Below are 14559 nucleotides of genomic sequence, written 5' to 3' on the forward strand. Positions count from 1 at the left end.
TCAGCTGTCAGACCGCAAGTTCGGGAATCCAAATGAACACCGCATTCAACATGTAGAAGCCCATCGCGATCAGGAGAAGCCCGCCGCCAATCTCGAAACCTTGTCGGTATCGGGCGAAGTGCTTGAGGTTTTCAAGCCAACCGACGGTAAAGGCGCCGAGCGCGACCGGCACGGCGCGGCCGAGCGCGAACGCAAGAAGCAGAACCACCCCGAGCCAAACCGATCCTATGCCGGCCGTGACGCCGAGCAACACCACCAAGGTCGGCGTACACACCGGACATACCGCTATTGCGAACGGAATGCCGAGCAGGAATGCGCCCCATGCGGCGGCCGGTCGGCTCGCGCGGAAGCCAAACGACGGCAGCGGTATCCGCAGCCAGCCGGCCCACATGAGACCCAGGATGATCAACAGCGGTCCGAGAAAAAGTCCCCAGCCTCTTCCGGCAAGATCCGCGGCCCATTTTCCGCCCAATCCCGCAATCAGGCCGAGAACGACGTGTGCCGCGATCATGCCGGCGATGAACATCGCGCCGAAGAGCAGCGCCTGGCCCTTGTCGCGCCCTCTGGTGACGTAGGCGAGCGAAACCGGGATGGAAGCCAGGGCAACCGGATTGAAGCTGAAGAGAAGTCCGGTCAAAAATGCGACGCCCGCAGCGGCGAACCCGGCATGTTCGACGGCTTGCCGAAGCGCGTCTGCATCCATCACGCCCTCGCTCCGGTCCGGTTCAGCAAAGCTTCGCGGAGTTGCATAACCGTCGGCATCGACGTGAAAACAAGTTCTCCATCGACGGCAATCGACGGCAGCGTCAGAACGCCAAGTTCGACCGCATAGTCGACGTCGTCGAGCACGTTCAGTTCGCGCCATTCCAGATTCGTCACCGTTTCCTGCGCGGCCCTTCGGAGCTTTGCGTGCGCAGCACTGCATTCGGAGCAGCCCGGGGTATAGAAGATCTCGACCTTCATGGTCGCTGCGCCCGCGTCGGAGCGGCCGCCTGTTCCAGGGCCGCTATAATGGTGCACTCGTTCACGGGCTGCGTTTCGTTCGCGCACTCCGCGATCAACTGATCGAGCGCTTTCGACATCGTCTTCATCGCGCGGATCTTGCCTTCGATCTGCAGCTTCTTCTCGACGGCGCGGGTGCGAACGTCGCCGCAGCACGCTTTGTGGCGCCCCCGCAAAGCCAGCAGTTCGCGGATCTCGGCGAGCGTGAAGCCGCAGTTCTGGGCATGTCTGACGAAGCGGATGCGCCGCGCCGAATCCGCGTCGTACAAGCGATAGCCGGCAGGGCTTTTGCCCGCAGGCTCAATGAGGCCCTCCTGCTCATAGTAGCGCAGCGTGTCGTTGCTGACGCTTGTGAGAGAAGCCAATTTGCCGATGGTGAACATCAAGTCGTCTCCAGCCCGCGTTCTAACCCCTGGAGTATACTCCAAGGTCAAGCTGATCGTGAGGGATGGGCCGCCTGCCGCGGCCCCGGCGCCAGGCCGTCAGAACACGGCTTCGTTACCGGCTGCCGGTATTTGCTGGCGCGGGAACCTCCGAACGAAACAGCCACAAGGAGAGCAACGCCAGGATCAATTCGACCCCCACGAACAGGCCCAAGGCCACTCCGAAGCTGAAGCGAAGCAGTTCGCCGAAGACAAGGCTTCCAAGTCCAAAGCCGACGAAGAGCGTGAACACGTTCAACCCCATCGCCTGTCCGGCACGTTTTCCGCCCAGTGAGGTCACAATCCCCGCGAAAAGCGGTTGGGTCATGTCGTAACCCAACGACAACACCATCGCGACGACGGGGGCGAGGAGCATTGGGAAGTCCAACAGCAGAGCTGCCGCCGCTAAAGCGCCAAGGAACAGTCCGAGGGGGATCAGTCTCGCTCGGCCCCAGCGATCTGCGGTCCGGCCGATCACCGGCCCGAACGCAAAGCCCGGCACGCCGTAACCAAGAAGTGCCAGACCGATGCCGACGGCTCCCAAGTGGTATTTTTGCTCGAAATACACCCCGAGCCACGTAAACACGCCCGAATGAAACATCGAATTGACGAGCACAAAACCGTACGTGCGCTGCCCGCGTGGGCTTCCGAGCAGGTCCGCATAGCCTCGCAGCAGATCACGAAGCGTGCCTGTCACCGGCTGAACGGTGGCGGCGATAACGGCGCGATAGGGCAGAAGGACGAGAAGGAGTGCAGCGCCGGCCACACCGACGACAACGAAGAGGCCTTGCCAGCCGACGAGGGGCACGATCATCGCGCCTAGCGGCGAACCGAAGGCCATACCGCCGGCCATCGCGCCGAACAGCCAGCCGAGCGGGCGTCCCCGCTGTTCGTAGGGATACAGCCGGCCCACTAGCGCCAACGCGAGCGGAACAACGCCGCTTGCGCCGATCCCCGTCGCCATCCGCCACAGCGCGAGTTGTTCGACCGACTGCGCGGTCGCCGTTAGAACAGTGAGGGCCGAGAAGGCCGCCAAAGACGCGAACATTATGCGATGGATGCCGATCCGGTCCGCCAGAATGCCGTATGCGAGGGTCGCGATCCCGTAAGGGATAAGGTACGCCGGCACGATAAGGCCGACAGTTTGGGCAGAGCTCCCAAAGATGCTCGACAGCGTCGGAATGATCGGCGCCACCATATAGCCTTGGAAGAAGATGATGAAGGTCGCGGCGGCAAGCATCTTGAGGAGACGCTCGCGCCGGCTTTCGCTGATTTCTTGTTGCACGTGTTCAGGCCTTTGCGTTCAAATAGCTCGTGTGGACGTCGCGGGAATGGGCTGACCCACGCTGCGGATGGCGTCGAAAAACAGCCGCGGGCTGCCCCACAGCGAGTTGATGAAGATCGCCGTGACGCTCACCGCCATCGCAACCATCGCCCAAACCGGGTGAATGAGCCCGGTCGCAGCCAGCGGAATTCCCAAGCCGTTGAAGAGAAAGGCAAGAACAACGTTCTGAACCATCTTCGCGTAGCTCCGACGGCTGATGTCGCGGGCAATGAGGAGGGCGCTCAAACGGTTCGACAGGATAATGATGTCCGCCGCTTCGATCGCGATATCCGTGCCGCCGCCCATCGCAATTCCTATATCGGCCTGCATGAGAGCGGGCGCGTCGTTGATGCCGTCGCCGACCATGGCGACCCGAGCACCGGCCTGAAGATCGCGAATGATCGCAGCCTTGTCCCGCGGCAAGACGCCGGCATGCACCTCGTCGATCCCGAGATCGCCGGCGACGCGCCGCGCCGCAGGCTCGTTATCACCGGTGACGAGGATCGTCTTGAGACCGGCTTTGCGCAGCGCGACGATGGCCGAAATGGCATCCGATCGGAGCGTATCGCCCAAGGCGACCAGACCCAGCGCCCGCCCCTCGCGCGCGACGGTGATCACGGTGCGCCCCGCCGCTTCGAGCCCATCGACACGGTCGCGAAGGCGCGCGAGATCGATCTTCCGCTCGGCAAAAAATCGCGGGCTGCCGACCAGAACCTCACCAGTGGTGATGCGAGCGACGACGCCCTTTCCGGGAAACGCCTCGAATGACTGGACATCCGGAGGCGTTGCGCGGCGCTCGAAGGCGGCCTTGACCACGGCCTGGGCGAGCGGATGCTCTGAGGATGCTTCGGCGGCGGCGGCAATCGCGAGAAGCTCCTGCTCGCTCACGTCGAGGGTGTCGATTTCACGCACCACCGGTCGGCCTTCAGTGAGTGTGCCCGTCTTGTCGAGGACGATCTGTTTCACGGTGCGGAAGCCCTGGAAGGCTTCACCGGTGCGCATCAGAATGCCATGTTCAGCGGCCTGGCCGGCTCCGCGGACGATCGAAAGCGGTGCAGAGATGCCGACCGCGCAGGGATAGCCCATGACCAATACGCTCAAACCGGCGAAAACAGCGCGTTCGACATCGACATGGCCGGTGGCGAGCCAGGAACCGACGAGCCAGCCGACCACAGCAGGCGCGGCGATCCCGAGAACGGTCGGCGTGTAAACGCGAAGCACGCGGTCGACCAAATGGAGGATACCAGGCTTCAGTGCGCGGGCGTCCTCGACGTGGCGGATCACCTGGTTGAGGAAGCTGCCTTCTCCAATCGCGGTGATCTTCACCAGGAGCGTGCCCGTCGTATTGATCGAGCCTCCGATGACTGAATCACCTACCGCCCTCTCGACAGGAAACGACTCTCCGGTCACCAGGGATTGATCGACACCCGAGTGGCCCTCGATCACCGTGCCATCGGCGGGAATCCGCTCGCCGGGGCGTATCCGCACGAGATCGCCGGGCTTCACCTGTTCGATTGGCAATTCCAGTTCCTGTGAGCCGCGAAGGACGCGCGCGGTCTCCGGTTGCAGGTCCAGGAGCCGCTTGACGGCTTGGGAGCTCCGCGTCTTGACGATGAGCGACAGCCACTCCGAAAAAATGTGATAGGTGCCGACCATCACCGCCACGGCGAAGAAGGCCGCGGTCGGATAGCCGGGCCGATTGAGGATGAGTCCAATGATCCCGCCGACGATGCCCGCGAACGCTCCGATCTCGAGCAGGACATGCTGGTTGAGGATGCCCCGCCGCAGCGCCTGAAAGGCCATGAGCAGAATGTGCCCTCCAACTCCGAAGACGAGAACAAACGCCAGCGCGCCCGCGAGCCATGGCGCGACACCCGCCAGATATCCTGCCAGATTGAGGTAGAGCAGCGAGAGCGCCATGACGACGAGGCCGCAGAAGGCGCCCATGGCCACCCAGAATCCGGTCGAGCGCAGGACCAGGAAGACGAACCCGCCCAGGCTTAAGCATACCAATGCCGGCAGGAAGCCGATCCAGCCGACCTGGGGATCGGCGATGATCGGGATGGAAGCAACGCTGAGGACGACGGCGAGCACGAAGCGCCGGGCTTCGTGCACCAGGTCGCGCTCTTCCTCTTCGAAGGCCCTGAGCTTGCGGGGGTCGGAGATCGTATAGCCGATGTCGCGCAAGGTTTGCAGTAACTGCTCCGGACGCGCGACGGCCGGATCATATTCGACCAGCGCCTGTTCGTGCGTCAGGCTCACCGCGACCTTGTCGACGCCGGGCATTCGGCCGAGCGCCTTCTCGATGGTACCGGTGCAGAGCGAGCAATGAAGTCCCCCGATCCGGGCGCGGATCTTCCGGCGATCGGGTCTCGCAGAGGGCTCTTCGCTCCAAAGGCCGAATGTTGAAACAGTTGCTGTTGAAGTGGTCATCGGAATCTCCGGAAGCTGTAGCCTACGTTATGCAAAGAGAGTGACGTGAGCCGGTCACTTCAGCTCTTCGCGCCCTACGACCCGAAAGCCGGGCTTTTGAATCGCGTTGACAAGGTGCTCTTCCTCGATCGATTTCGGATCGAAGAGTACGCGGGCTTGCCGGTCGCTGTATGAGACAGCCGCCATTTGCACTCCCGGCTCCTTTTCAACGAGGGTCTTGATCGTGTTGGCGCAGGCGTCGCAGTTCATGCCTTCGATCTTGAATACGGTGGTTTTCATTTGATGCCCGTTTCGCGGACGGTCGCAGCCGTGATTTTTCGGGATTGAAGCCGAACCAACGCTAACCCCTGGAGGTAGCTCCAGGGTCAAGCGGTTGTGCGGGCGAAACCGCGCAAAAGTCGCAAATGGGTCATTCTCGACGGGGTCGAGCCAGCAGCAAGTTCGGCCGTGTCCGACAATGCTGTCGCTTACCCAATCGTCGAGACGGTATTTCGCTTATGCTAGAACTAACGATTGACGGACGCCGCGAAGAGTGGCACCCTTCGATCATGAAACTAGATGACGCCGCCGCCCATCTCGAAGCACTCGGAAATCCCACCCGTCTCAAGATATACCGGGCGCTTGTGCGGGCTGGTGCCGCCGGATTGCCCGTGGGGCGTCTGCAGGACAAATTGAAGATCGCTCCTTCAACCCTTTCGCATCACATCAAGACCTTGGTGACGGCAGGTTTGGTCAGCCAAGTGCGAGAAGCCACAACGCTAATCTGCCATGCCAACTACGACGTCATGCGCGGCCTGGTGGATTTTCTGGTGGCCGAGTGCTGCGCCGACGAATGCAAGGATACCAGCGCGGCCGCGTAGGCTTTCCGCGCTCGGAATTTCGATATTTCTAGTTTGATGGGAGAAGAAGCATGAGCGAAGCGAAGACGGTGGCGATCATCGGAGCCGGCCCGGTCGGACTTGCCGCAGCGGCCCACATCCTGGAGCGCGGCATGACGCCGGTCGTTCTGGAGGCAGGACCCGAGCCGGCCCACTCGGTGCGGCAGTGGCAGCATGTGCAGTTGTTCTCCCCCTGGGAGTACAACGTCGACAAGGCGGCGGAGAGCCTGCTGGCGCCGACAGGGTGGAATTCACCCGACCCGCAAGTCTATCCGACCGGCGCCGAGCTGCTCGAACGCTATCTGGATCCGCTCGCATCCAGGACTCCCTTGAAGGACGTGATCCGGACGTCCAGCCGGGTGACCGCCGTAAGCCGCCTCGGGTTCGACAAGGCGAAGAGCCGCGGCCGCGAGGCGGCTCCGTTCGAGATCCGCTATCAAAACGGCAAGGGGCCGGAGTCGCTGCGCGCCGACGCGGTGATCGACGCGTCCGGCACATGGCACTCGCCCAATCCGGCCGGCGCCAACGGACTTCCGGCGATCGGCGAGCGTGAGGCGCAGTCGAAAATCGCGTACGCGATGCCCGACGTTCTCGGCAGGGATCGCGCCCGCTACGCGGGCAAGACGGTCGCCGTGCTAGGGGCAGGGCACTCCGCCATCGGCACGCTGACGGACCTGACGAGGCTGGCCGGCCAGGCACCGGGAACGGAAGTGATCTGGCTTTTGCGCGGCAACGACCCGGCCAAGGCCTTCGGTGGCGGAGCGAACGACAAGCTCGTCGCCCGCGGCGAGCTCGGCGCGCACTTCGCATCGCTCGTCGCCTCGGGCCTCGTCAGGGTGGAAGCGGGCTTCCCCGTGTCGCACGTGACTATAGCGGGCGAGCGACTCCGGGTCGCCAGCGGATCGGCATGCTGTGGACGGCATGTGCTCGTCGACGAGCTCATCGTGGCGACCGGCTTCCGACCCGATCTGTCCTTCCTCAGCGAAGTTCGCCTCCGTCTCGATCCCGCCATCGAGGCGCCGGTCGCGTTGGCTCCCCTGATCGACCCGAACGAGCACAGTTGCGGCACGGTGCGTCCGCATGGCGCCCGAGAGCTCGCCCAGGACGATCGCGGCCTGTACCTCGCAGGCATCAAGAGCTACGGACGCGCGCCGACCTTCCTCATGATCACGGGTTACGAACAGGTCCGGTCGATCGCCGCCGACATCGCAGGCGATCGCGAGGCGGCCGAGCGCGTCGAGCTTGAGCTTCCGGAGACGGGCGTCTGCACGCGCGGCGGCGTCGAAGCAGGCGCGGCCGCAGGCGGATGCTGCGGAGGTCCGGCGCCTGCCGCGGTCGACGCCTGCTGCGCGCAGGATGCCGAAGCCAAGGCGGTCGGCAAGACCGGCTGCGGGTGTTCCTGAGGTGAGATCCGATCAGCTCCGCGTCGTCCTTTCCTTGGGGACGACGCAGACCCTCGCCTGGGCTTCGAGCTACTACCTTCCGGCCATCTTCGCCGATCCGATTGCCCGAGATCTGGGCATCTCCAGCAACTGGTTCTTCGCCGCGTTCTCGGGATCGCTGGTGATATCCGGATTGCTCGGACCTCGGGTGGGACGTCAGATCGACCGCGTCCGCGGCAGGCAGGTGCTCGCGGCGTCCAACGTCATCCTCGCGGCGGGTCTCGCTCTGCTCGGAGCGACCACGTCGGTGTCGACGTTGATCGGCGCATGGCTGCTTCTTGGCGTCGGGATGGGACTTGGCCTCTACGATGCGGCGTTCGGGGCGCTGGGCCGCATCTACGGCGACAATGCGAGGAAAGCGATCACCGGCATCACGCTGATCGCCGGTTTCGCCAGCACCGTCGGCTGGCCGCTCAGTTCGTTCGGGATCGACGCGATCGGCTGGCGAGGCACGTGTTTCGCCTGGGCCGCAGCCCATGTGCTGCTCGGTCTGCCTCTGAACATGTTTTTCCTGCCGAAGACCGTGCCGGCGCGCCAGACCTCCGGTCCGGTGATCAAACCGCACATTCCGATCGACCGGACGATGGTCCTGTTGTCGTTCGCGTTCGCGGCCGCCTGGACGGTGACTTCGGCCATGGCTGCGCATCTGCCGCGTATCGTGGAGGCGTTCGGCGCCACTCCCGCCCAGGCCGTCTTCGCCGGCATGATGATCGGCCCGGCTCAGGTCGCGGCCCGCGTCCTCGAGGCCAGCACGCTCAGTCGCTTCCACCCGCTGTTCTCGACCAGGCTCGCCTGCATCACGCATCCGATCGGGGCCTGCGTCATCGGCCTGTTCGGCGGAGGCGCAGCGGCCGCCTTCGCACTGCTGCACGGGGCCGGCAACGGCATCCTGACCATCGCGCGCGGAACGCTGCCGCTCGCGATCTTCGGGCCGGAGAACTACGCCTATCGCCTGGGCTTGATCGGCGCGCCTTCGCGGATCTGCCAAGCGCTGGCGCCGGTCGCGTTCGGGCTGCTGATCGAGCCGATCGGAGGCAGCGTCTTGATCGTTTCCTCGCTCCTCAGTCTCGCCGCCCTCGGAGCGTTGATGCTGCGTCCGGCACGATCACACGCAAAGGCCGAGAGTGCGGCAGCAGAAGCCGGTTGATAAACCATGGAGCGCCTTGTCTCCCCACCAATTATCCATATGTCTGGATAGATGGAAAAATCTGACGCGATCTCGGCCTTGGGTGCTTTGGGACAGGACACGCGCCTGGAGGCTTTCAGACTCCTGGTGAAGTCCGAGCCGGAAGGGCTGCCCGCGGGCGAATTGGCGCGTTCCTTGAATGTGCCCCAGAACACGCTGTCGGCGCATCTCTCGGTCCTCGCGCGAGCCGGTCTCGTCGTCAGTGAGCGTCGGAGCCGCTCCATCATCTACCGTGCCGATCTAGAAACCTTCCGGACCCTGACGCTGTTTTTGGTCCAGGATTGCTGCGGTAACAACGATCACTTCAAGGCGAGCCTTTTCGAAGCCCCGCCCACGCGAAACAAAAGGAAGTCTCTTGGAAGATAATACGCATCAGATCACATCGGACATTCCCAACGTGGATTCCGATCTGTTCCGGACCCCGGATCTCGCGGCACTCTCGCAGGTCAAGGCCGTGGCGCATCGGCCGCGAATTCTGCTGCTCTACGGCTCGCTCCGCGAGCGCTCGTTCAGTCGGTTCGCGACGGAAGAGGCGGCGCGTCTGCTGAGGGCATTCGGAGCGGAGACCAAGATCTTCAATCCTTCGGGCCTGCCGTTGCCGGATGACCAGCCGTCCGACCATCCGAAGGTGCGGGAGCTTCGCGACCTGTCGGCCTGGTCGGAAGGCCAGGTTTGGTGCAGCCCCGAACGTCACGGCGCCATGACCGGCATCATGAAGGCTCAGATCGATTGGATCCCGCTCTCGATCGGTGCCGTCCGCCCCACGCAAGGCAAGGCCCTGGCGGTGATGCAGGTCAGCGGGGGCTCGCAGTCGTTCAACGCGGTGAACCAGCTGCGCGTGCTCGGCCGCTGGATGCGCATGCTCACCATCCCGAATCAGTCGTCGGTCGCGAAGGCCTACGAACAGTTCGACGAGCACGGACGGATGAAGCCGTCGGCGTACTACGACCGCATCGTCGACGTGATGGAAGAGTTGGTGAAGTTCACTTTGTTGACGCGTGGCGCGTCGTCCTACCTGACGGACCGCTACAGCGAACGGAAAGAAGCCGCCGAAAAGCTCGCGCAACGCATGCGGCTGGACAAGGCGATCTGAACCGTTTTGATTGTCCGGCGCCACGGCGCGGCCGGAGGACGGGAGGGGAGCATTCGGAAGCTGGACGGAAAATCGCTGATCGCGGCGATGTGCGTCGGGCAGATCGGCAACCTGCTGCCTCACGTCGTTCTGTCCGCCAACCTCGCCCAGCATCTCATGCCGGCTTGGGGATTGAGTGCCGCGGAGGGCGGGCTTTTGGCGAGCGGCTACGCCTTCGGCTACATGCTGGCCGTGCCGGTCCTGACCACGCTGACGGATCGCATCGATGCCCGCGTGGTGCTGCTCTTCGGCTCCATCGTCAGCGGCCTGGCCACGATCGCGTTCGGCGTGTTCGCGGACGGCTTCTGGTCGGGAGCGGCGATCTGGTCGCTGGCTGGTCTCGGCTTCGCCGGCGCGTATATGCCGGGCCTGAAGGCCTTGACGGATCGGTTGCCGACCGGGGACACCTCGCGCGCGGTCACGCTTTACACATCGAGCTTCTCGCTGGGCGTGGGGATTTCCTTCCTGGTCGCCCAGGTCGTCGCGGATCGATGGGGCTGGAGAGCTGCGTTCGTGCTCACCGGCATCGGGCCCGTGGTGATGGCTATCGTATGTTTTTTGATGGACCGCCGGAGACCCGAGCACCGAGCCGGGCCGCTACTCGATTTCAAGCCGGTGTTCGCGAACCGCGAGGCGCTCGGCTACATCCTTGGATATGGCGCTCACTGCTTCGAGCTCTATGGGATCAGGACTTGGCTGGTCGGGTTCTGGACCTACGTCATCGCGCATCAGGGTTCTCCCGGCTGGCTCTCGCCCGTAGTCGTGAGCTTCGTGTTCGCCATTGTTTCTATGCCCGCCAGCATTCTGGGCAATGAAGCCGCCATTAAGTTCGGCCGCCACCGCGCCATCACGGTCGCGATGATCGCCTCGGCCGCAGTGGCGGTGATCATCGGCTTGAACGTGAGCGCGCCTGCATAGGCGCTCGCCGTCCTGCTTCTCGTCTATGGTGTCACCGTCCCTGCCGATTCCGGAGCGCTCACGTCCGGAATGTCGGCGGCCGCCACGCGCGAACACCGGGGCGCAACGCTCGCGCTTCACTCCACCGTCGGTTTTGGACTGTCGGCCACCGGCGCATGGGGGACGGGGGTCGCTCTCGATTCTGCCGGCGGGCCACAAAGCCCGGCAGGATGGCTGCTGGTCTTCATCGTACTCGCAGTCGGGATCTCGATGGGGCCGCTGGCGCTCATGTGGGCCCGTGCAGGCGAGGCGAGATTGACCAGACCCGCTGAATGAAGAGCACGAGGCCTGCACCGCCCACTTCGTGAGGTGGTGTGGGCTGCCGTGGTCTGGGCCGGCCAGGATCGCGCCGGAGCCAAAATGTGACACAGGGCTGTCTGGGGCGCCGAATCCTCCCTGGAGAGGCCAAAATGACCGGCTGAGCTATGTCGCTGCGGATCCTCGGCTGGCGAACATGTGAAGGTGCCGACTTCCAACGTCGAAAAGGCCTCCGCGGTGCATGCCGCTCTTGTCCGGCAAGGCAAACCCGCCGCTGGTAATCGAGACGGGTGTAGGCCGTCTGCAGCAGCTTACGGCGGCACTCCAGACAGCCCAGTCGCGGCCGAAATGACTGCGGACCGCGGAGCCCCGGCAATCTTACCGATCTGGCGACGATCTCGCCAGTCGTGGTCAGCGCGGGGTGGTTTCCAGCTACCGCAGGAGGGATGACGACGTCGGGACGGCCGCAGCATCATGTCCCACCAAAGAGATCGGCCGCCGAGGGGTCTCCGGACGCGAAAGCATCTTTATCCTCGATCTTCACCATCAAGCTGCAGGTTCTATAATTTAGCTAGAAATACAGGTACTTAGCTCGCATCACCGAGCTTCGTAACTGTCACCGGTTAGGGTGCGGCGAAAGCCGCCGACCATCTCGAAGGCGGCCCATGAGCGGCGCTCTGAGGGGCTTGGATGAGGCGGCCTTAAGGAAGCTAATTCGGCTTAGCTTCCAAAAACTCCCAGGTCGCTCTCCAGATGGCGATCGACGGAGGGCCGATGGGCTTGTCGACAAACATGATGCACCGAGCCGGTCCCGAAACGATAATCGCACTTAGATCGAAAGCCGCCCCGTCGGCGCGGGACGTATCCATCGTTGAATTTTGCGGACCGACCGCGGCCTGGTAGGATTCCCGGCGGGAGCAGGGGACGCAATCAGGTGGACGTCGAGGGCGCAGCGCCGGGGGCTAAGGGGACCGACTGGACGGCAGAGCAGGCCGCCATTGTGGTCGCAAACTATTTCCAGATGCTCGGGCGGGAGCGCGCTGGCGACAAGGTCAACAAGGCAGGCTTCTACCGGCGCCTCGCAACGGAGCTGGGACGCTCCGAGAAGTCGATCGAGTGGAAGCTCCGCAACGTGTCGGCGGTGCTCGAGGAGCTCGGGATCGCCTGGATCCCGGGGCTGCTGCCGGCCCACAACTACCAGGACAGCTTGGTCGAGGCGGTCGAAGCCCAGTTGGGATTGCATCCGAAGGTCCTGATCGACCCGGTGTCGGTGAGACCGCAATTCACGTCGGCGGGAGGACCGGTGCTGGTGCCTCCGCCTGCGTTTTTGAACTCGGACCCGCAGGACCGCCAGCCGGCGCTGCGGCGGCTGGTCGGCAAGTACGATCCGGCTGCCAGGGACGAGCTCAATCGGTTCCTGGGGCACGCCGGCGAGGAGATGGTGTTCAGGTTCGAATTCGATCGGCTCTGCCAAGCCGGGCGCCGCGACCTGGCTAAGGCGATGGATTGGCCTGCCGATCGCGGCGAAGACCATATGGGCTATGACGTTCGGTCCTTCGAGTCGGACGGCGAGGAGAGGCTCCTCGAGATCAAGACCACCAATGGGCACGCACGGACCCCGTTCTGGCTGTCCCGCACCCAGTACGAAGTCGCCGCTAGAAGTCCGTCGACCTACCGCGTCCGGAGGGTCTTCCACTTCCAGAACGGTGCCGAGATGTTCGACATTAAGCCGCCGCTCGACGCCGGCCTGCGGCTCATCCCGGAAAAGTACGTGGCCGTGCCCAGGTGACGCGGTTCAGGCGGGGCGGGGTGTCTCACAGGCGGTCTGGAATGCGCATGGGGCGGAGGAGCCCCGGTCCCACCGTCCAGAATCCGACTCGAAGTGGGAGCGATCGAACGCACTTCCCCGCCGATAACCGATGGGAATGGTTAGGCTTTCGGCCAACTAAAGAATTAGCCGATTGAACTTGCGAGGCGGTTCAACCCATGCGACGATTCTGCGGCTTTCGTAGGCACGACTCGGTTAGAGTTTCGCCGCGGGAGCAATCAATGCGGGTCGGTGCCAGCCTTCGATAACATCTCCCAGTCACCCGCTTCGGGCTGACTGACAGGGAAGACATCACGCTTCCCCGCAGCTTTTCTGCGGAGGAGTTCGAAGAGCGGTGGCCGGCCGTAGGCTGGGGCAGGGTATGGAAACGTCAGAGACACCCGACGGGTTGGAGCCGCGCGCGCCTATCGGGCGTGTTGCTGCGTCGGGATCGACGATGGCCGCCTTTGCCGGGAGGGCCATCTGAAGTGCCGAGCTATCTCGAATTTTTCGCGGGCGGTGGGATGGTGCGCGCTGGCCTCGGCGGCCGGTGGAAGTGCCATTTCGCGAACGATTTCGATCCGCTGAAGGTCCAGGTGTACGCGGAAAACTGGGGCGAAGAGGAAATCCTGGAGGACGACATCCACAAGCTGGAGGCGGAGGATCTCGGGAAGCGTGCCGACCTTGCCTGGGCCTCTTTCCCTTGCCAGGATCTGTCCACCGCGGGCAACGGGCTCGGGATCGGCCAGTCGAGCGGATCCAACCGAACGCGATCCGGGACGTTTTGGGCGTTCATCGACCTGATGAAGGATCTGAAGGCGAAAGGCCGCCTGCCGCGGATCGTCGTGCTGGAGAACGTCGTCGGCCTTCTGACCATCAACGGCGGCGAGGAATTCAAGGCAGTCGTCGCGGCGCTCGACCGGCTAGGCATGCGCGCCGGCGCGGTCGTGGTCGACGCGCGCCATTTCGTTCCGCAGTCGAGGCAGCGCGTCTTCATCGTTGCCGTTTCGAAGTCGGCCAAGATCGCGACCGAGCTTATTCGCGAGGAGCCGCATACTACCTGGCATCCAGATCCGCTGGTGAAGGCTGTTGAAAAGCTGTCGCCACAGTGCCGCGAGCAATGGATGTGGTTCAATCTCGGCGCCGCTCCGGAACTGAAGAAGACGCTGAACAAAATCGTGAAGGATAAGCCGGTAGGCGTCGATTGGCACACGCCCGCCGAGACCAGACGTCTGATCGGCATGATGTCCGCCATTCACAAGCAGAAGCTCTCTGAAGCCAAGAAATCTGGCAAGCGTATCGTAGGCACGCTGTCCCTACGCATGCGGCCATCGAACGGAAAGACGGTGCAGCGGACCGAGATCTGCTTCCGTGGCCTCGCTGGGTGTCTTCGGACCCCAAAAGGGGGAGGGTCGAGGCCGCGCATCATCGTCGTGAACGGCTCGGACGTCCGGACGCGCCTTCTTTCGCCGGCCGAGGCTGCCTCGCTCATGGGGCTGAAGGCCAGCTACAAGCTCCCGGAGGTGTACGAATTCGCCTTCAGAGTGATCGGCGACGGAGTCGCGGTGCCCGTCGTCTCGTTCCTGCGCGGAAAGCTTCTGACGCCGCTGCTGCGGTCGATCAAGAAATCACGCGGGACCGCTGCATCGAGGCCCAAGCGCTCCGCAGGCGGATCCGCCGAAAGGAGCCGGCGCGGCCAGCTCGAACTCAGGATGTGA

General features: G+C 63.7%; 13 protein-coding genes and 1 pseudogene. 8 read left to right on the top strand and 6 right to left on the bottom strand.

Annotated elements, in window-relative coordinates:
* Window positions 1-7: 7 nt before the first annotated feature.
* The 6 genes from BRA1253DRAFT_RS37050 to BRA1253DRAFT_RS37075 form a co-directional block, all read right to left on the bottom strand.
* Entirely contained in the window at window positions 8-703 is a 696-nt protein-coding gene (locus BRA1253DRAFT_RS37050) for a cytochrome c biogenesis CcdA family protein (protein WP_007602800.1), read from the bottom strand.
* Window positions 703-963: a thioredoxin family protein gene (locus BRA1253DRAFT_RS37055; RefSeq protein WP_007602801.1), complete on the bottom strand. Its 261-nt coding sequence runs from the start codon at window positions 961-963 to the stop codon at window positions 703-705. Before BRA1253DRAFT_RS37055 ends, BRA1253DRAFT_RS37050 begins: the two co-directional genes overlap by 1 nt.
* The gene (locus BRA1253DRAFT_RS37060; RefSeq protein WP_007602802.1) at window positions 960-1385 is read right to left on the bottom strand and encodes a heavy metal-responsive transcriptional regulator; all 426 of its coding nucleotides are present in this window, start codon (window positions 1383-1385) and stop codon (window positions 960-962) included. The genes BRA1253DRAFT_RS37055 and BRA1253DRAFT_RS37060 overlap by 4 nt, the downstream gene beginning before the upstream one ends.
* A gap of 115 nt (window positions 1386-1500) precedes the next feature.
* Window positions 1501-2664, bottom strand: a complete 1164-nt coding sequence (locus BRA1253DRAFT_RS37065; protein ID WP_083870073.1) for an MFS transporter — start codon at window positions 2662-2664, stop codon at window positions 1501-1503.
* A gap of 63 nt (window positions 2665-2727) precedes the next feature.
* The gene (locus BRA1253DRAFT_RS37070) at window positions 2728-5181 is read right to left on the bottom strand and encodes a cation-translocating P-type ATPase (RefSeq protein ID WP_007602804.1); all 2454 of its coding nucleotides are present in this window, start codon (window positions 5179-5181) and stop codon (window positions 2728-2730) included.
* A gap of 54 nt (window positions 5182-5235) precedes the next feature.
* A complete protein-coding gene (locus BRA1253DRAFT_RS37075; protein WP_007602805.1) occupies window positions 5236-5460 on the bottom strand; it encodes a heavy-metal-associated domain-containing protein in 225 nt (74 codons plus the stop codon).
* Between the two features lie 269 nt (window positions 5461-5729).
* Here BRA1253DRAFT_RS37075 and BRA1253DRAFT_RS37080 point away from each other — a divergent pair, with 269 nt between their 5' ends.
* From BRA1253DRAFT_RS37080 to BRA1253DRAFT_RS37115, 8 genes and pseudogenes are all read left to right on the top strand, one after another.
* The gene (locus BRA1253DRAFT_RS37080) at window positions 5730-6041 is read left to right on the top strand and encodes a helix-turn-helix transcriptional regulator (protein ID WP_007602806.1); all 312 of its coding nucleotides are present in this window, start codon (window positions 5730-5732) and stop codon (window positions 6039-6041) included.
* A 50-nt stretch (window positions 6042-6091) separates the two neighbouring features.
* Window positions 6092-7462 carry an NAD(P)-binding domain-containing protein gene (locus BRA1253DRAFT_RS37085; RefSeq protein ID WP_007602809.1) on the top strand — a complete coding sequence of 457 codons (1371 nt, stop codon included), beginning with the start codon at window positions 6092-6094 and terminating at the stop codon, window positions 7460-7462.
* Between the two features lies 1 nt (window position 7463).
* Window positions 7464-8648, top strand: a complete 1185-nt coding sequence (locus tag BRA1253DRAFT_RS37090) for an MFS transporter (protein ID WP_007602810.1) — start codon at window positions 7464-7466, stop codon at window positions 8646-8648.
* Window positions 8649-8699: 51 nt separating this feature from the next.
* Window positions 8700-9053: a helix-turn-helix transcriptional regulator gene (locus BRA1253DRAFT_RS37095; protein ID WP_007602812.1), complete on the top strand. Its 354-nt coding sequence runs from the start codon at window positions 8700-8702 to the stop codon at window positions 9051-9053.
* Entirely contained in the window at window positions 9043-9780 is a 738-nt protein-coding gene (arsH, locus tag BRA1253DRAFT_RS37100; RefSeq protein WP_007602814.1) for an arsenical resistance protein ArsH, read from the top strand. Before BRA1253DRAFT_RS37095 ends, arsH begins: the two co-directional genes overlap by 11 nt.
* Before the next feature lie 87 nt (window positions 9781-9867).
* A pseudogene (locus BRA1253DRAFT_RS37105) lies at window positions 9868-11052 on the top strand (MFS transporter).
* Window positions 11053-11968: 916 nt separating this feature from the next.
* Window positions 11969-12823: a DUF3883 domain-containing protein gene (locus BRA1253DRAFT_RS37110; protein ID WP_007602816.1), complete on the top strand. Its 855-nt coding sequence runs from the start codon at window positions 11969-11971 to the stop codon at window positions 12821-12823.
* Between the two features lie 506 nt (window positions 12824-13329).
* On the top strand, window positions 13330-14559 hold the full coding sequence (locus BRA1253DRAFT_RS37115) for a DNA cytosine methyltransferase (protein ID WP_007602817.1): 1230 nt from the start codon (window positions 13330-13332) through the stop codon (window positions 14557-14559).

The organism is Bradyrhizobium sp. WSM1253 (genome assembly GCF_000244935.1).
GTDB lineage: Bacteria > Pseudomonadota > Alphaproteobacteria > Rhizobiales > Xanthobacteraceae > Bradyrhizobium > Bradyrhizobium canariense.

Bases quoted from the DNA above. Each gene is read 5' to 3' on its own strand.
- BRA1253DRAFT_RS37065 (WP_083870073.1), bottom strand. From the start codon at position 2,664: ATGCTTGCCGCCGCGACCTTCATCATCTTCTTCCAAGGCTATATGGTG.
- BRA1253DRAFT_RS37085 (WP_007602809.1), top strand. From the start codon at position 6,092: ATGAGCGAAGCGAAGACGGTGGCGATCATCGGAGCCGGCCCGGTCGGA.
- BRA1253DRAFT_RS37055 (WP_007602801.1), bottom strand. From the start codon at position 963: ATGAAGGTCGAGATCTTCTATACCCCGGGCTGCTCCGAATGCAGTGCT.
- BRA1253DRAFT_RS37075 (WP_007602805.1), bottom strand. From the start codon at position 5,460: ATGAAAACCACCGTATTCAAGATCGAAGGCATGAACTGCGACGCCTGC.
- BRA1253DRAFT_RS37050 (WP_007602800.1), bottom strand. From the start codon at position 703: ATGGATGCAGACGCGCTTCGGCAAGCCGTCGAACATGCCGGGTTCGCC.
- BRA1253DRAFT_RS37080 (WP_007602806.1), top strand. From the start codon at position 5,730: ATGAAACTAGATGACGCCGCCGCCCATCTCGAAGCACTCGGAAATCCC.
- BRA1253DRAFT_RS37070 (WP_007602804.1), bottom strand. From the start codon at position 5,181: ATGACCACTTCAACAGCAACTGTTTCAACATTCGGCCTTTGGAGCGAA.
- BRA1253DRAFT_RS37060 (WP_007602802.1), bottom strand. From the start codon at position 1,385: ATGTTCACCATCGGCAAATTGGCTTCTCTCACAAGCGTCAGCAACGAC.
- BRA1253DRAFT_RS37095 (WP_007602812.1), top strand. From the start codon at position 8,700: ATGGAAAAATCTGACGCGATCTCGGCCTTGGGTGCTTTGGGACAGGAC.